This window comes from Paenirhizobium selenitireducens ATCC BAA-1503, assembly GCF_900492185.1.
Taxonomy (GTDB): Bacteria; Pseudomonadota; Alphaproteobacteria; order Rhizobiales; family Rhizobiaceae; genus Allorhizobium; species Allorhizobium selenitireducens_A.
Map to the genome: position 1 here is coordinate 179,411 of NZ_UEYP01000004.1, position 23,329 is coordinate 202,739.

Here is a 23,329-nt window from a genome sequence, read left to right on the forward strand (position 1 = left end):
TTTCCGCTCCCAGTAAACGATCCCCGTTTCTCCTCGACCGATCCCAGTTTCAGGCAAGGAGGAACGCATGCCAGCCCTGACCGACACCGCGATCCGACACGCGCTGAAGCGCGTTGAGATCAGCCGCAAGCAAGAGAACCTCGCCGATGGCGACGGGCGAGGCACCGGCCGACTCGTCCTCGTTCTCAAGCCCATGCCGAAGCGCGTCACGGCCGACTGGATGGCGCAACAATGGCGTGACGGCAAACGTACCAAGAAGAAGATCGGCGCTTACCCCTCGATGTCGCTCGCCCAGGCCCGCGAGGTTTTCAAGCGCGACTATGCCGACGTGATCCAGAAAGGTCGCAGCATCAAGATCGCAAGCGACACCCGCCCCGGCACTGTAGCGGACCTCTTCGAGGGGTACGTCGCTTCACTAAAGGCCGCCAGCAAGCCCTCCTGGAAGGAGACGGAGAAGGGCCTTAACAAGATCGCCGACACTCTTGGGCGGAACCGCCTAGCCCGCGAGATCGAGGCCGAGGAAATCGTCGAACTGATCCGCCCGATCTATGAGCGCGGCGCCAAGTCGATGGCAGACCATGTGCGTTCCTACATGCACGCGGCTTTCGGCTGGGGCATGAAGTCCGACAACGACTATCGGCAACAATCGGCTCGCCGCTTTCGCATCCCCTTCAATCCAGCGACAGGTATTCCGACCGAACCGAAGGTCAAAGGCACCCGCTGGCTCGACGAGGACGAATTCGTACAGCTTTATCGTTGGCTGGAATGTCCCGACACGCCGGTTCATCCGCCCTATACCCGTGCCGTCAGGATCATCATGCTGACCGGCCAGCGCGTCCAGGAGATCGCCAGCCTTCACATCGACCAGTGGGACGCCAAGGAAAAGATCATCGACTGGTCGAAGACCAAGAACGACCAGCCCCATGCTGTTCCGGTGCCGGAACTGGCCGCAGAGCTACTCGCGTCCATCAACGTCAACGAATACGGCTGGTTCTTCCCGTCTGCCACGGACCCGTCCAAGCCTGTCAGCCACGGCACGCTTTACTCGTTCATGTGGCGCCAGAGGGACCGCGGCGTGATCCCCTATGTGACGAACCGCGACCTGCGCCGGACCTTCAAGACGCTTACCGGCAAGGCGGGGATCTCGAAGGAGATCCGCGACCGCCTCCAGAACCATGCGTTGCAGGACGTCAGTTCCAAGCACTACGACCGCTGGCACTACATGGTGGAAAAGCGTGCCGGCATGGCGAAATGGGACAAGTTCGTCCGCGCCATGCTCGCAAAAAAGCGACTGAAAGCGGCAGCATGAGCCTCGGGTGCCCCATAAGGCGGAAGTGAGAACAAAACGATGCGTATCGTAATCAGCTTGGCGGACGCTCCATCGGAGATATTCTAAGAACAGCCGGAAATGTCGGGGCGACGGATACGATCAAACAAGTAGCATTATACGGCTTTTACCCGTTTTACGGTTTCAACGACAACGCCCTCGCCCGTTCGCTCACGATGAAGCACCGCTGGAGCTGACTGCTGGGTGTGGCGGCACTCAGGAAATTGATTGCAGCCGAAAAAGCTGGTGTCGTTCCGCCCTTTGCGCTCAACCAGCTCCCCCACCAAGCAACTGGGGCATTGATCGAGTTCCCTCCCATCGATGGTTTCAAACCGGACTTCGTTGCCGGCGATCTCGCAAAGCTCGCGAATGTAGCGTGAAGGCTTGCGTCTATTACAGAGGATAAACGTCCCTCTGCTGGCGCGGGTCATTGCGACATAGAAAAGTCGGCGCTCCTCCGCATAGGCAAACCTCTCCGGACGCGGGATAACGAGATTTAGCAGCTCGTCATCTTCGATCCGGCTGGGGACGCCATAGTCGCCCTCGCTGACATCGAGCAGGATCGTGTAGTCGGCCTCCAGGCCCTTCGACCGATGAAACGACATGCCGGCGACCTCGATCGCCGAAAATTCGGGGTGGCGACCGTGAAATGGATCTAACAAGTTGTAACGCCACAAGACCAGTACCTTCAGCTTTTGCCCCGCCTCACGGCGCCACTGTCCTGAAATTCCTTCAAGAAAGGTGTTCAGGCGATCGAGTAGTTGGAAGCAGGCTTTCGGGAAGCTTGGCTTGCGCCACTCCACGCTGACCGGAATGATCCGGATTGATCGCGGTATGGCGGCGCGCGTCGATCGCACCGTCTTCGTGATCTGCTCGGGATTGCGCTGGACAAAGCGTGCCGCGGTGTCAGCGAGAAGCTGGTTACAGCGGTACGTCTGTTCCAGCCGACCTTGCCAGCAGGCACCAAAGTTCGCTTCGAACTGGGTGAAGATCGTAATGTCCGACCCGGCAAAGCGGTAGATCGACTGCCAATCGTCTCCGACAGCAAAGACTTTTGTGAAAGCCTTCTGGTGTTTTAGCGCCTTGATCAGATTGGCCCTCGGGTCCGAAATATCCTGAAATTCATCCACCAAGATCAGCGAATAAGGGCTCTGATAGCGCCCCGTCTCAACGAGGCGCACTGCGTCGCCGATCATTGAATCGAAGTCGATACGCTTTGCCTCGTCGAGCTTGCGCGAATAGGCTTCGGTGATCAGCCAGACAGCACGCGCGAAATACTGCGCGCGCGGTTTGTCATGCAGGGACTTTGCACGTTCCAGCAGCATCTCCAGCGTAAGCTGGCTCGCTCGAATGTGTTTGATGCACACGCCGATCAGCTTCTGGTAATGCGTGATCACCACTGGTTCGACCGCTTTGAGGATCTCGTCGACACTTTTCTCAGTCAGGGGAATTTTGCGTTTGATCAGCTCAGCCTCGAGATGTGGCAACAACGTTCCCTCGTGCGCCTGTGCGGAGGTTGTCTCGAAGAAATCCAACTCTTTGCGCTTGTACCCAGCGCGTTTACCCTTGGTATGCTCAGCATAGTTCGCAAAGGGCGAGGAGCCATCCGCGTTGATCGCGAAATGCTCGTGGAACGTGTCGGTGAGAGGGTAATGAAAGTCCGGCTGGACAAAACGTTCGCTCCCGTCCTCCTCTTCGAATGAGATCTGCTTTTCATATTCGAACTCGACAGAGTGGACCCACAACCAGTTCGCGATCCGCTGCTCCTGAAGGGATTTCACATACACGTTTGCAAGCGTACCGATGGTGCTGCCGCCCTTATCGTTGCGATCGGCGATGTAGCGATTGTAGTCTGCCTCCGAGTCAAAGACCTCTGCGGGGATGTCGGCCTTCGGCAAAATCGAGAGGAGGTCGATCCACAGACGGCGAAACTCTTCATTTACCTCCATCAACTCGCGTATGATCTTGTCGATCACACGGGCTTCGCCGGCGGGATGCTCGACCCAGTTTGCGAGTTGAGGTGGGCGACCTTCCGTCTCTTCGATGATCCCCCGACCGAGTGCATGAAACGTCGTCACCCGGCTCTCCAGAGCATCTTCATCGACGTTCAGCTGCCTGGCGATCCGTTCCTTTAATTCGTCGGCTGCACTCTTGTTAAATGCCAGGACGAGGATCTCGCTCGGATGGTAAAGTCCCTTCTCGAGGACATAGGCAACTTTCCCGACCATGGTCGCGGACTTGCCCGATCCAGCGGATGCGACGAGCAGGTTGTTGTCTTCGAGGCGGATGCAAGCCTCGCGCTGCTCCTGGGAAAGCGAAAATCCCCCAAGGTCGGCGAAGAATTCCTCGAACTTCTGCATCTCGTGAAAAACGAAATTTTCATTGTAGCGACTGCGGACGCCGGGGTCAGTGAGCATCGCAAAAGAGGTTGGCAGATAGCCTCTTAGGGTGTCGGGGATCAGAGAGGCATCAAACAACGGGTGCGCCAATGCCAGTGACGCATTTCCCGGGACACTCGCGATCGCCCGGCCGACGTCGGCATGAGCAAGATATTGCCTGTTGCTGTCGGTCATCGCGCGAATCTTGCTATCGACCTCGCGCAAGCGTTCCTTGTCGGAATCGATGAGATTCGCGAGATGCTGGTTCACGAAAGCCAGCAAATCGTCGCGTAAAGTCTGAGACGCCTTGGCGGTCAGGCCGGAAAGAGCATCGATACGGCCCTTCGACCGGATCTCGACCGTGTGCCAAAGCAGGGCCTTGGTTGACGAAACCGACGAGATATCAAGGCACTGAATTTCATCCTCGCCTGTCGATGTCAGGCTAACTCGGTCCTGCGAAGATGGGCTGAGAGCCAGTTTCCACTTCTCCGACAAGAAAATGCGCGCCCAAAGGCTGGGCCGGTATATGCGGGATCGTCCAAGCATTGGCAGTTTCATCGAGCCGCCCGGTCTGCGCCTGCGACGTTCTTGTTCATGATCTCGCAAATCGTCTGGTGGGCGCTCTCGATCTCCTTGTTCCAGTCGGGTTCCGATGAATCGGCATCGTCACTCCCTACAAACCGAGATTTTCGCACCTCTTCGACGTCGCGCATATTCCCCCGCCCCCGTTTCTTATTTGGCTGCGCCGTTCGCGCGCGCGACTATATCGGCGCACTGCGCCATAAGCGCCTCGAACGGCTCAGCGTCATCGAAGAGCAGCCCATCCTCAACCATGCGGGCATAGTCGTCCTCCAACGCCTTCGCGCCATCGCCGACCGGCACGAGTTGCAAGCCGCCGCTGACAGCCGCTGCATAGTCGATCGGCGTGCGGTCGGCGGCTTTCTCCGCGAAGAACATCGACTTGTGCCGGGCGACAGCGTTGGCCAGCTCGCGATCGGCGAAAGCAGCTTCCGCAAAGCCGGCTTCATCCAGCCGGACAACATCGTGCCAGTGTCGTGCGAAGCGGTCGCCGCGAAGCCGCTCCTGAAGGCAAAAGACGTGGATGGCGGTCGCCTTCTCCCAGAAGGTCCGCTCCGCGTGCATGACGCGCGGACGCGCCGTCGGGAATACCAGCCCGTCGATCAGGCCGGCGGCGTCGCAGGAGACATCGCGCAGGCTCGCCGGTTCGCCCGTCGAGCGCGCGCCGAACTCCAGCATGACGCTGGGCGCGACATAGCCGGACCCGGCCGCGGTCGCCTCGTAGTCGATGAAGAGCTTGTCATCCTCGACGCGGATGGCCGCAGCCAGACCTTCGGCGGCGAGTGCGTTCGCGATCACGGGCTGCACGGTTTCCGCGACCCATGCCGGCAACCGCCGACGGACCTCGCTGGACCAGCGCTTTTCCTCGCTTCGCGTTTTCGGCAAGCCCTCGCCATTGTCCCCGACCAGATCGGGCGCGATCGCCCGAATGTCATAGGTCAGATCCACATCCTCCGAAAACCGGCGAATGACGTGATAAGCTTTCGACAGCGACGTGCCGCCCTTGAACACTAGATGTTCGCCGAGCGGCGCAGCGTAGAGGGTCGCCAGCGCCCACACCACCCACACATCCTTTTCGAGAAGATGGGTGGGACGACCCGAACGGTCGGCCGCGACACCCAGCGCGTCGCGCCGGTCCTCGGCCGAAAGCTGGAGAAAGACATCAGCCATACGCCGCCTTTCCGACGCTCTGCGCGAGCCATGTCGGAAGCTGCGGCGCGGCGGCGACCAGTTCGCCGAACACGCCGGGCGGCATCTTCCGCTTCAATGTCGTGAGCGCGGCCTCTGCCTTTTCCGGGCCGAGCCAGGCCAGCGCCCGCACGGCCTCCCCCGCCGGCCGGTTGGCCAGGGCCAGTTGCCAGCGCGGTGCATGCCGCAATTCCACGATCTGCTTGCCGAGGTGCACCTTTCGGCTGCGCCCGGAGGTCAGATAGACCGAGCGGACGGGCACCTGCGTCGTCAAGCCAAGGGCGTTCGCCGCGGCAGCGCCGTTCGAGACGATGACCTCCCCCTTTTGGGTTGCAAGAGCCTCGACAGCCTGCTCGACCGAAGGCGTGCGCGTGCCGAACCGGCTGGCGATGGGACGCAGATAGACGCCACGACCGGCGCGGATGAGTTGCCCGCGCTCCGTCAGGCGCGACAACGCCTGATCCACGGCGGCCCGGTTTCCGAGGTGCAGCAGGCTCTTGGCGGACACAGGAGCGCCTTCGGGCAGGCCCGTCGCATGCGACAAAATCTGTTCGGTCAGCCGTGTCATCGTCTTTCTCCTGTCGGAAATATATGCGAGTTTCTGACAGTTTTCAAGGAAGTCCGGATAGGGGAAAGCCTTCCCCTGAGGCCGAGCCTTGGTCTCGGCCTACCCCTTCTGCGGGGAATCCCCGCAACGCCCCCTTCAGAGTGAGAGTGCGGACGGGTTTTCCGTGACGGGTTGAGGGCTGGAAGAGAGGCTTCCGGCGCCCGTCGCGGAGATCATCCCGATGGCCAGACACGATCGCAGCCCCGCAGAAGGTGGCGCGCGCAGCAACCTTTACGACGACATCACCAACAAGATCATCGCCGAGTTGGAGCAAGGGCGGCTGCCCTGGGTCCAGCCCTGGGGCGCGTCACCCAATACCGCCCCTCTGGGCCTGCCGAGAAATGCTTCAACCGGCCGTAGCTATTCCGGCATCAATATTCTGATCCTTTGGGGCGCTGTCATCCAGCACGGCTTCCCCGGTCAGGCGTGGCTGACTTTCCGCCAAGCCCTTTCGCTTGGCGGCAATGTCAGAAAGGGCGAGCGTGGCACCACTGTTGTCTATGCCGACCGTTTCACTCCCGAGGACGAGAAACGCCGTGCCCGCGAGACTGGCGAGGATGCGCATGCCATACCGTTCCTGAAGCGGTTCACGGTCTTCAATGCCGCACAATGCGATGGCTTGCCCGATGACATCACGGCAGTCACGCCGCAACCGCCGCCGGGCCTGATCGAACCTCAGGTCGAGGCGCTGATCCGGGCCACCGGCATCGACTTCCGAATTGGCGGCGATCGCGCCTTCTACATGCCCTCGCTCGACTATGTGCAGGTGCCGCCTCCGCAAGCCTATTTCGAGCCTATCAACTGGCACCGGACGGCCCTGCACGAGCTGGGTCACGCCAGCGGCCATCACAGCCGCCTCAGCCGCGATCTGACCGGCTCGTTCGGCTCGAAGAAATACGCTTTCGAGGAGATGATTGCCGAACAGGCCGCAGCTTTCAGTTGCGCTGCGCTCGGGATCGTGCCGACCGTCCGCCATGCCGATTACATCGGGTCGTGGCTGGAGGTCATGCGCGAGGATTCCCGCGCCATTGTCCGCGCAGCCTCGCAGGCCAGCAAGGCGGCGGACTGGCTGCTGTCGCATCTGCCTGTCGAGGAGATCGAGGAGCCGGATGCGAGCGTAACCGACCGGAGGGCCGCGGCATGATCCTCCTCACCGGCACACAGCGCGACCGCCTGCTGGCAAATGGCCGCCAGCGCGATCAGGATCACATCCCGGTCGTGAAGTTCTTCAACCCCCTTGGCGAGGGCGTCTGGCTCGCCACCGAACTGGACGAGGACGGCGACATCATGTTCGGCCTGGCTGATCTCGGCTATCCCGAACTGGGGTCGTGGAGCCTTACCGAAATGCAGTCAGTCCGGCTGCCCTTCGGAATGGGCATCGAGCGCGATCTGCTGTTCACCGGGGATTTCCCGATCTCGGTCTGGGCCGAGGCCGCCCGTGAGAGCGGCAGTATCCGCGCCGCTGAGCGCCTGCTCTACCGCGTCGGGGCGAGCTATTCCCGTACATCCGCCGATACAGAAAGCCGGAGTGCCTGATTTCCGGGTTTCAGGTTCTACGGCTGGCGTCGCTCTCTTCAGAGGAAGAGGGCGGCGCTTCGCTTCGTGACGGGCTGATAGCCGGAGAGAGAGGCTCACCGGCGTCCGTCATGGAGCAACTGACATGGCCACTGCCGTTCAGAAGATCACCCTGTCGTCCTCGCGCGACATTCCCTTCAACAAGCTGGTGCTCAGCCAGTCCAACGTCCGGCGCGTCAAGGCCGGGATCTCGGTCGAGGAACTGGCCGAGTCTATCGCCCGTCGCGGCCTGATCCAGTCCCTGCATGTCCGCCCGGTCGTGGATGCCGAGGGCAAGGAAACCGGCATGTTCGAAGTGCCCGCCGGCGGTCGCCGCTTCAGCGCGCTGGAACTGCTGGTCAAGCAGAAGCGCCTCGCCAAGGTCGCGCCGGTCCCGTGTGTTGTTTCGGAGGCCAGCGCCGATGTGCTGATCGACGAGGTATCGCTCGCCGAGAATATCGAGCGCGCACCGCTGCATCCGCTCGATCAGTTCCGCGCCTTCCAGACCATGCGCGAAAAGGGCATGACCGAGGAAGCCATCGCCGCCGCCTTCTTCGTGGATGCGAAGGTGGTGAAACAGCGCCTGCGTCTGGTTTCCGTCTCACCGACATTGCTCGACGTCTATGCCGAGGATGGCATGACGCTGGAACAGCTCATGGCCTTCAGCGTCAGTTCTGACCATGCCCGTCAGGAGCAGGTCTGGGAAGCGATCAAGGACGGCTGGCAGAAGGAACCTTACCTCATCCGACGCCTGCTGACCGAAACCACGGTCCGCGCCGCCGACAAGCGGGCAGTGTTTGTCGGCATTACCGCCTATGAGGAGGCTGGCGGCTGCGTGCTGCGCGATCTCTTCCAGCAGGACGATGGTGGCTGGTTGCAAGACCCGGTGCTGCTCGACCGGTTGGTGGGCGAAAAACTCAAGGCCGAGGCCGAGGCCATCGCCGCCGAGGGCTGGAAGTGGATCGAGGTCGCCATCACCTTTCCCTATGGTCACGATCATGGCCTTCGCCAGATTGTCGGCACCACAGTCGATCTGACCGAAGAGGAACGCGCCACCCGCGAGGCATTGCGCGACGAATATGACCGGCTTGAAGCCGAATATGGCGAGGCTGATGAACTGCCAGACGAGATCGACGCCCGGCTGGGTGAAATCGAACAGGCGCTGGAAACCTTCGAGCGCCGCCCGATGACCTTCGACCCCGTCCAGATCGGCACGGCAGGCGTCTTCATCAGCATCGACGCCGATGGCGCATTGCTGGTCGAGCGCGGCTATGTTCGCGCCGAGGATGAAACGCCTGCGGAACCGGAGGCTGAGATCGTTGACCCGGAAACCGGCGAGGTGATCCAGCGGGCAGAACCGGAGGTGAGCCGCATGCGTGCGGTTATCACGCTGGGCGGTCAGCCGGTCGAACCGGAGGAGGATGACGAGACCGAGACCATCAAGCCGCTGCCTGATCGTCTGGTCAGCGAGTTGACTGCACATCGCACCCTGGCGCTGCGGGATGCGGTGGCGGTGAACCCGCATGTCGCCATGACGGCACTGTTGCACCGGCTGGTCATGGATTGCTTCATGCCGCGTTCCAGCCGCGGATGCCTGGAAGCACAGGTCCGGGAGGTTCATCTGCCCGCACAGGCCGAGGATCTGCGCGATAGCGCGTCAGCCAAGGCCATCGCTGACCGCCACGAACGCTGGGGCGATCATGTCCCGGCAGACGATGCCGCCCTCTGGGATTGGCTGACCGATCTGGACGATGGATCGCGCATGGATCTGCTCGCCCATTGCGTCAGCTTCGGTGTCAACGCGCTCTATGAGAAGCCGAATCCTTACAGCGGAACGGGCGTCAGCCAGCACGGGCTGGACGTTCGCCTGTCGCAGGCTGATCGGCTGGCGCGTTCAACCGGCCTCGACATGGTGGCCGTGGGCTGGCGGCCGACGGTTGGCAATTATCTCGGCCGCGTGACCAAGCCGCGCATCCTTGAAGCTGTACGTGAAGGCGCTGGAGATCGAGCCGCTGAACTGATCGGGCACCTCAAGAAGGGAGACATGGCCAAGGAAGCCGAACGCCTCCTGGCGGAATCCGGCTGGCTGCCTGAGCCGCTGCGCATGGTGGATGATGGTGTCGAAGTCGATCCGGCATCGGGCGCTGCGGCAGAAGCCGACGATCTGCCCGATTTCCTCTCCGGCGATGGCGAGGACGACCCGGCTGACGACGAGGAAGAACAGCACATGGTCGCTGCTGAATAGTTCTCAGGCGGGGTGGCTTCGGCTGTCCCGTTTGCACCCTCCGTTTCCGCAACTCGCCCGGTCCTTGTGATCGGGCTTTTTCATTGGAGCGCTTCCATGCCCGCCATCATCGACGTCGATCAAATCTTTCTTGAGGATCGCGAACATTCCCTATCGGAGCGCACCCTGCCCTGGGAGGAAAGCCGCGACGGCATGACCGTTGTTGTGGAGCCAAAGCCCCATTGGGCCGAAGACATGCGTGTCTTCCGGCTCGATGCCCGTGAATATTGCCGCTACGCCGAATGGACAGCTCATGGCGCTCGTGCCCGTTTCTTCGGTCATATCGACACCTCAGGCGATGATCTGATGATGAAGGCGCGCGCGATGATTGCCCGCGAGATTGCCGATGGGCTTTGGAGCTGAAGACCCGATCGCAGGGTGTTGGGCCGTGAAGGTGGGAGGTCTGCACCGGACGGGTCCAATCCGGCTTCACCATACAATCCGCCGTCCCCATCAGGGCAAGCGGCAGCCATCTCTGGCCTGAACGGAACACGATCCTGATGCCAGCATGGTGGCAAGGCTGGCGCGGCAGAGCATCTGCGACGGGTATCCGGCATCCTGTCAGATGCGAAAAACCACCCCCGCTTCCATTCGCAAACCTTGGTCCGATCCGTCTCTTTGACATTCAACCCCGAAGGGGTCGGCTTACGCGCGCGTGCCGCCCTCGGGGATTCGGAAAAAGTCCGAACGCCCGAGGGTGATTGCAGATCCGGTCAGACACTTCGGGCGCCTGTCGCGCGGGGGATGGTCCCCCGCCTCCAAAGACAGGAGCCGGAACCCATGTCCTATGCAGATGCCACCGCCTTCGCCGCCAGCCTTGCCGCCACGCTGATGGTTTCGATTGTCGTGTTTCAGGCCGGAGACGGCACCCACGCCGCTTGCCCCGCCGCCGAGTTCGACGGCGACGACGACATGGTGAAGCTGGAGCTGGACCCGTGGGAGTAAGGCGCGAAAGCGCCTCATCCCCGACGGCCCGAGCGCGGAGACCCGCGCTTCGGGCCTTCATTGCCTCAAGATGGCCCCCCATCGTCGGCAGCGGAACCGGGAACAAGCCCGGTCAGAGAGGAAGAGTGCGGGCCGTTCGGCCGTGACGGGTTGATGGCTGGAGAGAGAGGCTTTTCGGCGCCCGTCATGGAGTGATGCCGATGACCTTTGCCCGTTCCGAAACCTTCCGTTCCATCGGTCAGATTCTGGCTGCCGATGTTCTGCCCGCGCTTTATCGGTCGCAAAAGCTGCCGTTGCGCATCTCATGCCTCGGCGCGGCCAGCTATGACGCCAGTGACGCGGCGAACAGCTTTGACCGCGTGATCCCGCTTGGGGAATGCCCATCACTGGACGAGGCCATACAGACCGCAGCCTTGCGCGTGGCGCGCGGTAATATTTGCACGGGGCCGGACAGCTTCCCGTTTTTTCAGCCGCGCATCATGCTCATTCAGGACCGAGATCAGCGCCTGGTCCTCGCCGGCGAAATCCGCGCCGGCATTATCCTCTGGCAACAGCCAGTCGCGTCCGATGCCGAGGCACGCAGGATCGTGACCGAGGCCAGCCGCCTGCGCGGTATGGCGTTCCGGGCTTCGGACCCCGGCGATGCGAGACGGCTGCGTTACCGCGCCGCTGCGCTGGAGGCCCGATTGGTCGATCCCTTCTGGCGCGAAACCTCGGCCGATCTGCTCCGCCTGCCGCAGGCCGCCTGAGCTTCACCCATTCCATCCCATTCGGCTCGGCCATACGCCGGGCCATGTCATGTCCGGAGACCGTCATGGCCGATTATTACACGCACTTTTCCTGCCTGCTTGACGTGGGCACCCCCGAAAACGCCGCCCGCGCGCTTGATCTCTACAACGCTCTGGCGGATGACAATGCCGTTGAGGATCCGCCTTCAGATGGCTTCCTGCTTTCCATCCAGCCAGAACATGGCAGCACGCAACTCTGGATGCGCGATGATGTCACCGGCGATCCCGAGCATGTCGTTCAGTTTGTCAAACGCTGCGCTGCCGAATTTGGCCTCAGCGGATTATGGGGTTTCCAGTACGCAAACAGCTGCTCGAAACCGCGTATCGACGGATTTGGTGGCGGGGCGCATGTCCTCGATCTTGCCACCGGCGAAACGGTGGACTGGATCTATACCGACGGCTGGCTTTCCACCGTGCTGGAGGGAGGCGATCCCTATGCCTGAGATCATCGAAACCACCGTCTATCGTCTCGATGAGCTGTCCGATGCAGCGAAGGACAAGGCCCGCGCCTGGTATCGCGAAGGCGGCTTCGATTATGACTGGTACGATGCCGTCTACGAGGATTTCCAGCGCATCACGGAAATCCTCGGATTGAAGCTCAAGACCCGTGCCGTCCGGTTGATGGGCGGCGGCACACGGCAGGAACCCTGCATCTGGTTCCGCGGCTTCTGTTCACAAGGTGACGGTGCCTGCTTTGAATCCTGGTACTCCTACCAGAAACATGGGCCGCGCCGGATCAGAGAATACGCCCCGCAGGACACCGAACTGCACCGCATCGCCGATGCCCTTCAGGCGATCCAGCGCCGCAATTTCTATCAGCTTCGCGCCGATGCCAGCCATCGCGGCCATTATTATCACGAATACTGCATGTCGATCACGGTCGAGCGCGACAGCCCGACCTGGCAGGACATGACCGCTGATGCCGAGGAGGCGGTCATCGAGGCGCTGCGCGATCTGGCCCGCTGGCTCTACCGCCAGCTTGAGCGCGAGTATGATTATCTGTCCTCGGACGAGGCTGTCGATGAAACCATTGCCGCCAATGAATACACCTTCACCGCAGCTGGTCGCCGCTTCGGATGATCCCGAGAAGACACTGACAAGCGCCCCACCGTCCGGTCGGGGCGCTTTTTTTTAGCTGCGCTTTGAGAGTCAGAGGCGGGCCGGAAGGGGTTAAGTCCGGGCGGTCGAGAGAGAGCGCTGTTCGGACCTGTCCTTTTCGCTCTCCTGAGGTTCCAGACATGAACATGGTGTTCCCCGTGACCGATCCGGTCACGCCAATGGCGGCTGCGCCCGCCATTCTGGCTGCGGCCAATCATCTGCTCCCCCATCTCGAACGCGGTCAGCGCGTCGATGCTGCCATCCTGCGCGGTGTGATGGAAACGGCCTTCGGCGCATCTGACGCTACCGGCGTCTGGGACTGGAAGCTTGCCTATGAGGCCTGCGAGGTCGCCACGGTCCTCTTCCTGCGCAAATACGGAAAGGCGCTTTTCCGTAAAGCCGCGTCTCCGGCTGCACGGATTTCCGTGCTGGCAAAGGTCGCGGGGCTGCTGCCCACGCAGACCCGACGTTCCGAGGAAAGCCAGAACTTCCAGCAATTTTCGACGCCGATCCCGCTCGGCCTTACCGCTCTGACGGCTGCCGCGATTACGCCCGATGACAGGGTGCTGGAACCATCGGCGGGCACCGGCCTTCTGGCGATCTTGGCGCAGACCATCGGCGGCTCGCTGATCCTCAACGAACTGGCCGAGACCCGGGCCGATCTGCTTGCCCAGATCTTTCCGGCTTTTGCCGTCACCCGCTTCGACGCCGCCCAGATCGATGATCATCTGGCTCCGGATGCTGTCCCCTCCGTGGTGCTGATGAACCCGCCATTCTCGGTCATGGCCAATGTCAGCGGGCGTGTCGCGGATGCGGCCTATCGCCATGTTGCCGCGGCACTGGCCCGTCTTGCTCCCGGCGGTCGGTTGGTGACGATCACCGGCGCTGGCTTTGGCCCCGAAGCTCCGGCATGGCGGGACGCCTTCATCCGCTTGCAGGCCCGTGGCCGCGTGGTGTTCAGCGCTGCCGTCGATGGTGCGGTCTATGCAAAGCACGGCACCACGATCGACACGCGGCTGACCGTTATCGACAAACTGCCCGCCGACGATCCCGCCAGTTTGCCGGCTTCGCCGGGGATCGCGCCTGATGTTGCCACGCTGATCGGATGGATCGAGGAACAGGTTCCGCCGCGCCTGCCAGTGTCATTGCCGAAGATCGTGGTTTCCGCTTCGGCCACCGCGCCGAAGACCGTGCGGGGCTATCTCGCTCGCTCGGCGGCTACGCGATCTGTCGCTGCTTCGGCCAATGATCCTGATGGCGTCGAACTCGCCTATGAGACCGTGGACTGGACGCCACCGGAAGGCGCTCGCCTGTCCGACGCGATCTATGAGGAATATGCGCTGCAATCGCTGCGTATCGCTGGTGCACAGCCGCATCCGACCAAGCTGGTGCAATCCGCCGCCATGGCCTCGGTCGCACCGCCCAAGCCTTCCTACCAGCCCATGCTGCCGCCCGACATCTGCGCGCGTCTGTCGGACGCCCAGCTTGAAACGGTGATCTATGCCGGTGAAGCCCACGCCGATCATCTCGCCGGCGCCTGGACCGTGGACGAGCATTTCGACAATGTGAGCGCCGCGCCCGAGGATGCTGCCGGATCGATCCGCTTTCGCCGGGGCTTCATGCTCGGTGATGGAACCGGCGCTGGCAAGGGTCGCCAGTCCGCCGCCATCATTCTCGACAACTGGCTGCGAGGGCGCCGCAAGGCGATCTGGATCTCCAAATCCGACAAGCTGATCGAGGACGCGCAACGCGACTGGTCGGCGCTCGGCATGGAGCGGCTGCTTGTCACACCTCTGTCACGCTTCCCGCAGGGCAAGCCGATCACGCTATCGGAAGGCATCCTGTTTACCACCTATGCCACGCTGCGCTCCGATGACCGGGGCGAGAAGGTTTCCCGCGTCAAGCAGATCGTCGAATGGTTGGGGTCCGATTTCGATGGAGCCATTATCTTCGACGAGAGCCATTCCATGCAGAATGCCGGTGGCGGAAAAGGTGAACGCGGTGATGTCGCCGCCTCGCAGCAGGGACGTGCGGGCCTGCGGCTTCAGCACGCGCTGCCCGACGCCCGCGTCGTCTATGTCTCGGCGACTGGCGCCACCACCGTCCACAATCTCGCCTATGCTCAGCGCCTCGGCCTCTGGGGCGGTGAGGACTTTCCGTTCCAGACCCGCGCCGAGTTCGTCGAGGCGATCGAATCCGGTGGCGTTGCGGCCATGGAGGTCCTGGCCCGCGACCTGCGATCTCTCGGCCTCTATACCGCCCGCTCACTCTCCTATGATGGCGTCGAATATGAACTGATCGAGCATCAGCTCACGGACGAACAGCGGCACATCTACGACTCATATGCTGCCGCCTTCGCTGTCATTCATGGGAACCTGGACGCGGCGATGGAAGCCGCCAACATCACCGGCAGCGAGGGGACGCTGAACCGGCAGGCCAAATCCGCCGCCCGTTCGGCCTTTGAAAGCACCAAGCAGCGCTTCTTTGGCCATCTGCTGACCTCCATGAAAACCCCGACCCTGATCCGGTCCATTGATGCCGATCTTGAAGCGGGCCATGCGGCCGTCATCCAGATCGTCTCGACCGGCGAAGCGCTGATGGAACGGCGGCTATCCGAGATCCCCACCGAGGAATGGAATGATATTTCCGTCGATGTCACTCCGAGGGAATATGTCGGCTCGTATTTGCAGCATTCCTTTCCGGTGCAGCTCTATGAACCTTTCAGCGATGGCGAGGGCAACCTGTCGTCACGCCCCGTCTTCCGCGATGGTCAGCCGGTGGAATGCCGCGAAGCGGTGGCGCGGCGCGACGAGATGCTGGAGCAGCTGGGTTCGCTTCCGCCTGTCCCCGGTGCGCTCGACCAGATCGTGCAGCGCTTCGGCACGGATATTGTGGCGGAGGTCACGGGCCGCTCACGCCGGATCGTGCGCAAGGGTATTGGAGCAGCGGCCCACCTAGCCGTCGAGAACCGTGCGCCTTCTGCCAATCTTGCCGAGACTTCGGCCTTCATGGATGATCAGAAGCGCATTCTGGTCTTCTCGGATGCCGGTGGCACGGGGCGCAGCTATCACGCCGAACTCTCGGCGCGAAACCAGCGGCTGCGCGTGCATTACCTGCTGGAGCCAGGCTGGAAGGCAGATGCCGCCATTCAGGGGCTGGGCCGCACCAACCGGACCAATCAGGCGCAGCCGCCGCTCTTCCGCCCCATCGCTACGGATGTCAAAGCCGAGAAGCGCTTCCTCTCGACCATCGCCCGCCGTCTCGACACGCTGGGCGCGATCACGCGCGGCCAGCGCCAGACCGGCGGTCAGGGGCTGTTCCGTCCGGAGGATAATCTGGAATCCGCCTATGCCCGCGACGCGCTGCGCCAGCTCTATCTGCTGATCGTGCGCGGCAAGGTCGAGGGCTGCTCGCTCGAACGGTTTGAATCCGCCACCGGCCTGAAGCTGATGGACAGCACCGGTGTGAAGGACGAACTGCCGCCGATCACCACCTTCCTCAACCGCCTGCTGGCGCTGACCATCGAATTGCAGGGCATCCTGTTCTCGGCCTTCGAGCAGCTTCTGCAGGCACGGATCGACGGAGCAATCGCATCCGGCACCTATGACATGGGGCTGGAGACGCTGAAGGCCGAAAGCTTCATCGTCACAGACCGGCAGGTCATCCACACCCATCCGGGCACCGGCGCGGAAACCCGGCTCCTGACGCTCACCGAGCGCAAACGCAATCAGCCGGTTACGCTCAATGCCGCCCTGGCGGAACTGGATGATCCCCGCGCAAGATTGCTCATCAACGAGCGATCCGGTCGCGCTGCCGTTCAGGTCCCGACCACCAGCGTCATGCTGGATGATGGTGAGATCGAAAGGCGCGTGCGGCTGATCCGGCCGATGGAAGCGATGAACATTCCGGTGCGGGCGATGGGCGAGACCCATTGGATCGAGGCTGACCGTGCCGCCTTCACCACAGCCTGGAAGGCGGAACTGGCCCAGGTGCCGGAGTTCACCGACAGCATCCTGCATATGGTGTCAGGGCTGCTTCTGCCGATCTGGAAACGCCTGCCGCAGGACTCCGCCCGCGTCTATCGGCTCCAGACCGACGAGGGCGAACGCATCATCGGTCGCCGGGTATCGCCGGCCTGGGCCGCCAATGCTTCGACCAGTGGCGTCACCAACAACCTGACACCGGATGCCGCCTATGCCGCGCTGATCGAAGGTCGCACGATCCTTGATCTCGCCGAAGGGCTGAAACTGCGCCGCGTCCGCGTCATGGGCGCCAACCGGATCGAACTGACCGGCTTTACTGATGCGATGCGTGACCGGCTGCGAGCCTATGGCCTCTTCAGTGAGATCATCTCGTGGAAACTGCGCTTCTTCGTGCCCGTCGATGCAACGGGGCCGGAGATCATCGGCAAACTGCTTGACCGCTTCCCGGTTGAGCGCATCGGTGAGCGGGAGGCCGCATAATGGCGCGTCTCAACGCTTCCGAACTGGCGCAGCGTCTCGGCCGACAGGCCGAGGCGGTGTGCCGCCACTATCTCTCCAATGGCCGCAAACAGGGCAATTACTGGCAGGTTGGCGATGTCCGAAACACGGCTGGCCGCTCCATGTTCGTCCGGTTGCACGACAGCGTGAAAGGCATTGCCGGTAAATGGCAGGACTCGGCCACGGGGGAATATGGCGATCTGCTGGACGTGATCCGGGACTCGCTCGGTCTGATCGATTTCACAGACGTTGCCGAAGAAGCCCGGCGCTTCCTCAGCCTGCCGCATCCTGAACCGCAGCCGCCATCCCGTCAGTCCCGCCCGCCAGCACCATCGGGATCATCGGAGGCCGCACGCCGACTCTGGCGCATGACACAGCCGCTGATCGGCAGTACCGCAGAAGCGTATTTACGCGGACGCGGGATGACGGATATACGCCAAACCGCAAATCTGCGTTTCCATCCCAACTGCTACTGGCGGCCCGAGGACGATGCCCCGACGCAAGCCTGGCCCGCCATGATCGCCGCCGTCACCGACTTCGATGGCAGGATCACCGGCGCGCACCGCACCTGGCTGGCCCCGGACGGTTCCGGCAAGGCACCTGTCGATCCGCCAAGGAAGGCAATGGGCGACCTGCTCGGACATGCGGTTCGTTTCGGTGATGCGCACGATGTCATGGCAGCAGGGGAAGGTATCGAAACCATCCTGTCACTGCGTCAGGCTCTGCCCACCATGCCGATGGTTTCCGCACTCTCGGCCGGACATCTCGCCGCTATTCTGTTCCCGCCACAACTGCGCAGGCTCTATATCGTCCGTGATAACGATCCGGCAGGGAACAGCGCCCGCGATAGCCTGGTGGACCGGGCGCACGAGGTCGGAATCGAGACCATCACGCTCTCGCCCATGATGGGGGACTTCAACGAAGATCTCGTAACTCATGGGCTGGATGCCGTTCGAGCAGAGATCCGGGTGCAAATCGCCCCCGAGGACGTCAGCCGCTTCATGGCTTCAATAGCATAGCCGGTATGGGGCCGTGATCGGGGGCGTTCCGATCCGGTCATGCGCGCAGGCTGCCTGTCATCAGAAGAGGACCGCGCCTTGGCCTTCCGAGAGGGCGATCGGCCCACAAACGCTCCGGTCAGGCAATGGCGGCGCCCGACTGATTTCCGTCGGCGGGCAAGCCCGCCTTTACAGCGCGAAACAAATCAGTCGGGCTTTGCCATCAAGGCCCTCGCCAGAGGCTCGTGCTGCCAGACCGGAGTGCCCGTGGGCGTGTCTCGCCATGAAGGCCGCGACGGTCGCGGTCCAACTGACGGAAGCATCCCATGTACGCACACGACGATTTCGAACCCGATCACAGCACGTCCCCGACCGGCCATGCCATCGAAGAACTCGAACTCTACGGCTACCGCCCCTCCGAAGACGAGGCCGATCCCCGGATCACACCCGAAGATCACGTCATCCAGGGGGCAGTCTCCGACATCTTCGACGCCCTGATTTCCACCATGGCCGACACCAGCCTCGATTTCGACCTCGACGAAATCCTCTGGTCCACCGTCAACACCTTCCACCGCGCTGTCGAACGGATCGAGCGCAAGCTTGACGATAACGAGCAGACGCAGAAACGCCTTCAACGCGAACAGGACGGCAGCGAGGTTAAATCCGTCCAGTTGGAAACCCTGATCGGCGCGGGACAAAGCCTGATCGAGCGCCGTGACAGCATGGAAATCTTCCGCGAGACTGCCGCGGACATCTATCTGCGCACCACCGGAACGCCCTGGTCGCAACGCTCCGGTTCACGGGTCAACCATCGCCAGATGACCTCGGCCATGATCGACAGCCGCGACTTCATCGCCGCCAAACGCCGGGCCGACAACGAGGTGCTGTTGCCCGCCGGGCCAAAGATCGCCTTCTCGGGCGGAGACACGACTGATCACCGGACGATCTGGGCCAAGCTCGATCAGGTCCATGCCAAGCACCCGGACATGGTTCTGATGCACGGTGGATCGCCCAAGGGCGCGGAATGCATCGCGGCCACCTGGGCCAGCAATCGCAAAGTCGCGCAGGTCGCCTTCAAACCTGACTGGGCTAAACATGCCAAGGCGGCGCCGTTCAAGCGCAACGACCAGATGCTCGGCATCATGCCGATCGGGGTCATCATCTTCCCCGGCACGGGCATTCAGGACAATCTGGCCGACAAGGCTCGCAAGATGGGTATCCCGGTTTATCGCTTCGGGACCGGCAGCGCGTGAGCGCTGCCTGTTCAGCATAAGCACTACTGCAATAGCGCCAGGTCGTCCCAACGAATTCGGACATAACGGCCTGAGCGCTTTGGCAATTGCTTGCGGCTGACCATTCGCCCGGAGACCTGGAATTCCGCATTAATTTTGACCACGAGCAGCTTGCTGAAATGCCTTGATGTATCCACCATCACCACGTCTTTGCTCTTGAAAGGAGTGATGGTTTTGATCTCGACATGATCATTTTCGAGCTTGCCGTCCGAACCTTGCGCGTAGGTCTTGTTCAACTTGATGCCGTAGGTGATGGCACCGAACAGCTCACCGATGTCGCCATACACCGATAAATGCAGGCCCGTCTCCAGATGGTAGCTCTCGGCGAGTGAGATCAGGTCCTCAAAATACGGGATCATTGATCGGATGGCGTTTGGATACTTCGCTCCCCATTCCTTGTGACGAAGCTGTTCGTCAATGTCTGACCATGTCACCCATTCGCCGTCATCATAAAATGCCCGATCTGACCAATCGACTTCTGCCATAGCTTTAACCCGCATCCTTCCGCCCAACGATATGGTCATCGTAGAGGTGCAGCAGATACTGGTCCACCAGACGCATAAGCTTTCTCATTCAAACTGCGAGTTTTCGGACAGGCCTGGCCTCGAAAGCCATCGCTTCTCGCGCGGTGAGAGGAATGCTGCTATGCTGTGATTGCGCCATGGTGGTGGTGGAAGGCGCAACCGTCCAACCTTTTGCACGGAGACACCACCATGATCGTTCTCGGAATCCTCGTTTCCATCGCAGCCATCGGCACCATGTGCTGGCTGCTGTTCAATCTCGCCGTATTCGCTTTGCCGTTCTTTATTGGCCTGAATGCAGGCGCCTTGGCCTATGATACTGGGGCTGGCTGGCTCGGCGGCATCGTCGTTGGTCTTCTCGCCGCCGGTCTGACGCTGGCTGTTGGTCAGGGCCTGCTCATGCTGATCCGCCCGATGTGGGCGCGTCTGCTGATTGCTCTGGCCTTCGTCGCTCCGGCGGGAATGGCCGGATTTTACGCCACGCTCGGTATTGTCAAGCACATGATGCCCTCGGAGATATGGCAACTCATCTTCTCGGTGATCGGAGCGGTTGCGGTGGGCGTGACGGCGTTCCTGCGCGTTGCGGGCATGGCGGCAACCGACCACGCGGACGGCGGCTTTGCACGAACCTGAACCGCAATGATCCGTTGATGGCGACCAGAAGCGGATGCTGATCGTCTTCCGTCTTCGTCAGGAAAATGGTGACAGACAGCGGCCAATCACCGGATCAACCTGGGGCACAGACGCGGCCCATAGGAGCGCAGGACGGTCGGCACCAGCGCGTGCAGACTGACGGGAACCCGCGGGTGGTGGCATGCCGGTGGAACAGGCCGGAAGCAGAGATGCGCATGATCTGAGACGCAGGGTGACAGGAAAGGCCGGTGTTGCCGGTCAGGTCATCCTGATGGAGCCTCAAGGTTGCCACATCTCCGTTCAGCCCCCGTGTCTCGACCACTCCAAACGGCCTCTTCAATGGCCTGATCTGGCCGAAGAGCAGCGCGATGCGCTTCGACCGCTTTAGCGCAACAGCGTCGTCACAACTTTCTTCCCCTGACGGCAGAGCCGCCATTCCGCGCGGAACAAGAAAGTTCCTCCTGTGCTGTCCAGCCCCCGAGGGGGTGCGCCAGCGTTCGTCTCCGGCCGGTCGATCGCCATAGAGGCCGCAATGGTGCGGGCTCGGAAACGGAAAACGGAGACTTAAAATGGCAACCATCGGCACCTTCAAGAAGACCGGCTCGAACGAATTCACCGGCGACATCGTCACCCTCAGCGTCCAGGCCAAGGGCGTGCGCATCATCCCCGACCTGCGCGCTACCGGCGAAAACGCCCCCAGCCACCGGGTTCTGGTCGGCCGCGCCGAGATCGGCGCCGCCTGGTCCAAGCGCTCCAACGAGGGCCGCGACTATCTCGGCCTCAAGCTGGACGATCCGAGCTTCAACGCTCCGATCTACGCCAACCTCTTCGATGACGAAGAAGGCGAAACCTTCTCCCTCATCTGGTCCCGCCCCAACGGTCGCCGCGGCGACTAAGGCGCGGCACAAAGGCCCCGACCGCAAGGTCGGGGCCTTTCTCATGTCCGCGGGAAAGTCGTCACGCCACCGCGCCCTGTCGTGTCTGGCACGGATCAGGCGCTTAGGATCGGGATGATGGTTTTGACATGGGCGTCGATGCGCTCCAGCACGGGCGGCGGGACCACTTCGCGCTCCGGCAGTGTCCACCATTTCGTATCAATGCGTTTCACCGTCTCGACAACGGCCTTGAGCACGGCTGGCTCGGGAAGCCTTGCCCGATTGGCAAACGTCTTCCAGCGGGCCGGGGCCAAGCCCTTGAAGGCCCGCTCGCCGCCCAGAGACAGCGCCAGCCCATCTGCCGGAATATAGGGCACGGTCGAAAGCATGTCGTAGATCGGTGCTAGAGCGGGCGTGTCGCCGTCGCCCGGATAGATCAGCGACCAGTTCTTGAGGTGCATGTCGCCATTGCCCATGACCACCGAGAAGGTCAGCCGCCGGACAAACTCCAGCGCGGCGAACGGCGAGATCGCAACATTCAGCACAGAGGCGATGTCGTGGGAGGCGGCGCCATCATATTTGCGCGCCGGGTACAGGCCGAAAACCTGCGCGAAATCCTCGATATGGATGCGCTGCCCGTCTGCCCCGCGATCAAAACGCCGCACGAGCAGGACAAGCCCCTCGGCAAGTGTTTCAAACTCTTCGGGAATGCCCTCGAACTGGTCTCGGCTGACCAGTTCCCGCTCGGGCACATTCATGCCGATGGCTTCGGCAAGCGCGAGGTTCGCGAACTCGTTCTCCGACACGCCCGGAAAGGCGGTCGAGGGGAATTTCGCAATATATTGGCCCTCGTCATCCCCGAGCGGCAAGGTCAGCCCGCCGCCCTTGCCGGTGTTCTTCATCACCGAGAGCTTCATCTGCACGCCTGCCAGCGAGAAGCGGGCCTTGGGCCGTCCTTGGGTTGGCGCCGCCCCGATGCCGGGTTGACCGTCACTGGGCAGCACCCGAACGGCCCCCGGCAAATCCGCACCAAGGGTGGCCAGGAGATCGAAATCATTCCCCGACCGCACATTACCCGCATGGTGCTTTTCCATCGCCTCGCGCAGCCGGTCTTCGGGCAGCAGGTTGGCAAAGAAGGGCGGCAGGCTGCCTGCGACGGGTCGCGGATCCTTGCGCAAGCCCCCTGATGCCGCGCGAAGGGATAGGCTCAGAACCGGATGGCCTCCAGTCGCGCGATAGGCCGGATCAAGGCTGAAGGCGTTGAAATCACCCGGCGTCCTGACGATCGTGCCAACCTTCGCACTGTTCAGGAACACGTCCAGCGCGGTGATGGTCTCAGCGGTACGGACGGCTGTCATCGTCGCTCTCCGGTTGCGGGCTGAAGGCCGGATGATCATCCTCGGCCTCGGGGCGCAAAAGCGCCTCGATGGCGGGCACCATTGCCTGCGGGACCAGCATCATTTCCAGCCCAAGCGCCCTGGCAATGTTGATCAATGTCGTGGTGCGCGCAGCCGCCGCCCCCGTCTCGATGTCGCGGTAGCGCGGGCGCGAAATGCCCGCAAGATCGGCCACCTGCTCCTGCGTCAACCCCGCTGCAAGACGCGCGCGGCGAAAATGGTCGCCGATCAGCCTCAGTGTTTCTTCTTCCGCCTTCATGTGATGCCTTTACGGATCATTTTTGCTGCACTGATCTGGATGGGTACCATATCCAGCGCAAAACGCAAAGAAAATGATCTCCAAACATATCGCTATCATTTCCCATGGAGCGTTTAGGGATCATT

At 62.0% G+C, this 23,329-nt stretch carries 21 protein-coding genes; 14 read left to right on the forward strand and 7 right to left on the reverse strand.

Annotated features, from left to right (window positions below):
* Positions 1–67 precede the first annotated feature (67 nt).
* Positions 68–1,309 (forward strand): tyrosine-type recombinase/integrase, encoded by a 1,242-nt coding sequence (locus tag RHIZ70P_RS09510; RefSeq protein ID WP_038146412.1) that lies wholly within the window; start codon positions 68–70, stop codon positions 1,307–1,309.
* 134 nt (positions 1,310–1,443) lie between these two features.
* Here RHIZ70P_RS09510 and RHIZ70P_RS09515 read toward each other — a convergent pair whose 3' ends face one another.
* From RHIZ70P_RS09515 to RHIZ70P_RS09525, 4 genes are read right to left on the reverse strand one after another with little or no spacing between them, the layout of a single operon-like run.
* Positions 1,444–4,263: a UvrD-helicase domain-containing protein gene (locus tag RHIZ70P_RS09515; protein ID WP_235842196.1), complete on the reverse strand. Its 2,820-nt coding sequence runs from the start codon at positions 4,261–4,263 to the stop codon at positions 1,444–1,446.
* Positions 4,260–4,418, reverse strand: a complete 159-nt coding sequence (locus RHIZ70P_RS22980; RefSeq protein ID WP_156102950.1) for a hypothetical protein — start codon at positions 4,416–4,418, stop codon at positions 4,260–4,262. Before RHIZ70P_RS22980 ends, RHIZ70P_RS09515 begins: the two co-directional genes overlap by 4 nt.
* Positions 4,419–4,437: 19 nt before the next feature.
* On the reverse strand, positions 4,438–5,454 hold the full coding sequence (locus tag RHIZ70P_RS09520; RefSeq protein WP_038146410.1) for a nucleotidyl transferase AbiEii/AbiGii toxin family protein: 1,017 nt from the start codon (positions 5,452–5,454) through the stop codon (positions 4,438–4,440).
* Positions 5,447–6,040, reverse strand: coding sequence for a DUF6088 family protein (locus tag RHIZ70P_RS09525; RefSeq protein ID WP_038146409.1), 594 nt, complete (start codon positions 6,038–6,040; stop codon positions 5,447–5,449). The genes RHIZ70P_RS09520 and RHIZ70P_RS09525 overlap by 8 nt, the downstream gene beginning before the upstream one ends.
* A 220-nt stretch (positions 6,041–6,260) precedes the next feature.
* Here RHIZ70P_RS09525 and RHIZ70P_RS09530 point away from each other — a divergent pair, with 220 nt between their 5' ends.
* The 11 genes from RHIZ70P_RS09530 to RHIZ70P_RS09580 all read left to right on the forward strand — a co-directional run bounded on the left by RHIZ70P_RS09530 (position 6,261) and on the right by RHIZ70P_RS09580 (position 19,480).
* Complete coding sequence (locus RHIZ70P_RS09530; RefSeq protein WP_038146408.1) at positions 6,261–7,223, forward strand: ArdC family protein; 963 nt, start codon at positions 6,261–6,263, stop codon at positions 7,221–7,223.
* A complete protein-coding gene (locus RHIZ70P_RS09535) occupies positions 7,220–7,615 on the forward strand; it encodes a DUF2958 domain-containing protein (RefSeq protein ID WP_038146406.1) in 396 nt (131 codons plus the stop codon). Before RHIZ70P_RS09530 ends, RHIZ70P_RS09535 begins: the two co-directional genes overlap by 4 nt.
* Before the next feature lie 124 nt (positions 7,616–7,739).
* Positions 7,740–9,878: a Spo0J and enkurin domain-containing protein gene (locus RHIZ70P_RS09540; RefSeq protein ID WP_038146404.1), complete on the forward strand. Its 2,139-nt coding sequence runs from the start codon at positions 7,740–7,742 to the stop codon at positions 9,876–9,878.
* Positions 9,879–9,974: 96 nt separating this feature from the next.
* Positions 9,975–10,280 (forward strand): hypothetical protein, encoded by a 306-nt coding sequence (locus tag RHIZ70P_RS09545; RefSeq protein ID WP_038146403.1) that lies wholly within the window; start codon positions 9,975–9,977, stop codon positions 10,278–10,280.
* Between the two features lie 417 nt (positions 10,281–10,697).
* Entirely contained in the window at positions 10,698–10,862 is a 165-nt protein-coding gene (locus tag RHIZ70P_RS09550) for a hypothetical protein (protein WP_009450567.1), read from the forward strand.
* A 200-nt stretch (positions 10,863–11,062) separates the two neighbouring features.
* Positions 11,063–11,611, forward strand: a complete 549-nt coding sequence (locus RHIZ70P_RS09555; RefSeq protein ID WP_038146716.1) for a hypothetical protein — start codon at positions 11,063–11,065, stop codon at positions 11,609–11,611.
* A gap of 65 nt (positions 11,612–11,676) precedes the next feature.
* Positions 11,677–12,093, forward strand: a complete 417-nt coding sequence (locus tag RHIZ70P_RS09560) for a hypothetical protein (protein WP_038146402.1) — start codon at positions 11,677–11,679, stop codon at positions 12,091–12,093.
* A complete protein-coding gene (locus tag RHIZ70P_RS09565) occupies positions 12,086–12,730 on the forward strand; it encodes an antitoxin of toxin-antitoxin stability system (RefSeq protein ID WP_100237026.1) in 645 nt (214 codons plus the stop codon). Before RHIZ70P_RS09560 ends, RHIZ70P_RS09565 begins: the two co-directional genes overlap by 8 nt.
* 158 nt (positions 12,731–12,888) lie before the next feature.
* Positions 12,889–17,211 carry a strawberry notch-like NTP hydrolase domain-containing protein gene (locus tag RHIZ70P_RS09570; RefSeq protein WP_038146400.1) on the forward strand — a complete coding sequence of 1,441 codons (4,323 nt, stop codon included), beginning with the start codon at positions 12,889–12,891 and terminating at the stop codon, positions 17,209–17,211.
* Positions 17,211–18,248 carry a DUF7146 domain-containing protein gene (locus RHIZ70P_RS09575; RefSeq protein WP_106754604.1) on the forward strand — a complete coding sequence of 346 codons (1,038 nt, stop codon included), beginning with the start codon at positions 17,211–17,213 and terminating at the stop codon, positions 18,246–18,248. Before RHIZ70P_RS09570 ends, RHIZ70P_RS09575 begins: the two co-directional genes overlap by 1 nt.
* 305 nt (positions 18,249–18,553) lie before the next feature.
* Positions 18,554–19,480: a DUF2493 domain-containing protein gene (locus tag RHIZ70P_RS09580; RefSeq protein WP_038146396.1), complete on the forward strand. Its 927-nt coding sequence runs from the start codon at positions 18,554–18,556 to the stop codon at positions 19,478–19,480.
* Positions 19,481–19,503: 23 nt separating this feature from the next.
* Here RHIZ70P_RS09580 and RHIZ70P_RS09585 read toward each other — a convergent pair whose 3' ends face one another.
* Complete coding sequence (locus tag RHIZ70P_RS09585; RefSeq protein ID WP_038146393.1) at positions 19,504–20,004, reverse strand: hypothetical protein; 501 nt, start codon at positions 20,002–20,004, stop codon at positions 19,504–19,506.
* Positions 20,005–20,232: 228 nt separating this feature from the next.
* Between RHIZ70P_RS09585 and RHIZ70P_RS09590 the strand changes: the two genes are divergently transcribed.
* Both RHIZ70P_RS09590 and RHIZ70P_RS09605 read left to right on the forward strand, forming a co-directional pair.
* Entirely contained in the window at positions 20,233–20,673 is a 441-nt protein-coding gene (locus RHIZ70P_RS09590) for a hypothetical protein (protein WP_038146389.1), read from the forward strand.
* Between the two features lie 569 nt (positions 20,674–21,242).
* Complete coding sequence (locus RHIZ70P_RS09605) at positions 21,243–21,569, forward strand: DUF736 domain-containing protein (RefSeq protein ID WP_038146388.1); 327 nt, start codon at positions 21,243–21,245, stop codon at positions 21,567–21,569.
* A gap of 95 nt (positions 21,570–21,664) precedes the next feature.
* Here RHIZ70P_RS09605 and RHIZ70P_RS09610 read toward each other — a convergent pair whose 3' ends face one another.
* The gene (locus tag RHIZ70P_RS09610) at positions 21,665–22,906 is read right to left on the reverse strand and encodes a type II toxin-antitoxin system HipA family toxin (RefSeq protein WP_024899153.1); all 1,242 of its coding nucleotides are present in this window, start codon (positions 22,904–22,906) and stop codon (positions 21,665–21,667) included.
* Positions 22,884–23,204 carry a helix-turn-helix domain-containing protein gene (locus RHIZ70P_RS09615; protein ID WP_009450556.1) on the reverse strand — a complete coding sequence of 107 codons (321 nt, stop codon included), beginning with the start codon at positions 23,202–23,204 and terminating at the stop codon, positions 22,884–22,886. The genes RHIZ70P_RS09610 and RHIZ70P_RS09615 overlap by 23 nt, the downstream gene beginning before the upstream one ends.
* Positions 23,205–23,329: the final 125 nt, after the last annotated feature.

Excerpts from the sequence above, each read along its gene's own strand:
- RHIZ70P_RS09560 (WP_038146402.1), top strand. The coding sequence starts at position 11,677 with ATGGCCGATTATTACACGCACTTTTCCTGCCTGCTTGACGTGGGCACC.
- RHIZ70P_RS09535 (WP_038146406.1), top strand. The coding sequence starts at position 7,220 with ATGATCCTCCTCACCGGCACACAGCGCGACCGCCTGCTGGCAAATGGC.
- RHIZ70P_RS09565 (WP_100237026.1), top strand. The coding sequence starts at position 12,086 with ATGCCTGAGATCATCGAAACCACCGTCTATCGTCTCGATGAGCTGTCC.
- RHIZ70P_RS09555 (WP_038146716.1), top strand. The coding sequence starts at position 11,063 with ATGACCTTTGCCCGTTCCGAAACCTTCCGTTCCATCGGTCAGATTCTG.
- RHIZ70P_RS09515 (WP_235842196.1), bottom strand. The coding sequence starts at position 4,263 with ATGAAACTGCCAATGCTTGGACGATCCCGCATATACCGGCCCAGCCTT.
- RHIZ70P_RS09605 (WP_038146388.1), top strand. The coding sequence starts at position 21,243 with ATGGCAACCATCGGCACCTTCAAGAAGACCGGCTCGAACGAATTCACC.
- RHIZ70P_RS09550 (WP_009450567.1), top strand. The coding sequence starts at position 10,698 with ATGTCCTATGCAGATGCCACCGCCTTCGCCGCCAGCCTTGCCGCCACG.
- RHIZ70P_RS09530 (WP_038146408.1), top strand. The coding sequence starts at position 6,261 with ATGGCCAGACACGATCGCAGCCCCGCAGAAGGTGGCGCGCGCAGCAAC.
- RHIZ70P_RS09575 (WP_106754604.1), top strand. The coding sequence starts at position 17,211 with ATGGCGCGTCTCAACGCTTCCGAACTGGCGCAGCGTCTCGGCCGACAG.
- RHIZ70P_RS09540 (WP_038146404.1), top strand. The coding sequence starts at position 7,740 with ATGGCCACTGCCGTTCAGAAGATCACCCTGTCGTCCTCGCGCGACATT.
- RHIZ70P_RS09590 (WP_038146389.1), top strand. The coding sequence starts at position 20,233 with ATGATCGTTCTCGGAATCCTCGTTTCCATCGCAGCCATCGGCACCATG.
- RHIZ70P_RS09580 (WP_038146396.1), top strand. The coding sequence starts at position 18,554 with ATGTACGCACACGACGATTTCGAACCCGATCACAGCACGTCCCCGACC.
- RHIZ70P_RS09525 (WP_038146409.1), bottom strand. The coding sequence starts at position 6,040 with ATGACACGGCTGACCGAACAGATTTTGTCGCATGCGACGGGCCTGCCC.
- RHIZ70P_RS09585 (WP_038146393.1), bottom strand. The coding sequence starts at position 20,004 with ATGGCAGAAGTCGATTGGTCAGATCGGGCATTTTATGATGACGGCGAA.
- RHIZ70P_RS09615 (WP_009450556.1), bottom strand. The coding sequence starts at position 23,204 with ATGAAGGCGGAAGAAGAAACACTGAGGCTGATCGGCGACCATTTTCGC.
- RHIZ70P_RS09520 (WP_038146410.1), bottom strand. The coding sequence starts at position 5,454 with ATGGCTGATGTCTTTCTCCAGCTTTCGGCCGAGGACCGGCGCGACGCG.
- RHIZ70P_RS22980 (WP_156102950.1), bottom strand. The coding sequence starts at position 4,418 with ATGCGCGACGTCGAAGAGGTGCGAAAATCTCGGTTTGTAGGGAGTGAC.
- RHIZ70P_RS09610 (WP_024899153.1), bottom strand. The coding sequence starts at position 22,906 with ATGACAGCCGTCCGTACCGCTGAGACCATCACCGCGCTGGACGTGTTC.
- RHIZ70P_RS09545 (WP_038146403.1), top strand. The coding sequence starts at position 9,975 with ATGCCCGCCATCATCGACGTCGATCAAATCTTTCTTGAGGATCGCGAA.
- RHIZ70P_RS09570 (WP_038146400.1), top strand. The coding sequence starts at position 12,889 with ATGAACATGGTGTTCCCCGTGACCGATCCGGTCACGCCAATGGCGGCT.
- RHIZ70P_RS09510 (WP_038146412.1), top strand. The coding sequence starts at position 68 with ATGCCAGCCCTGACCGACACCGCGATCCGACACGCGCTGAAGCGCGTT.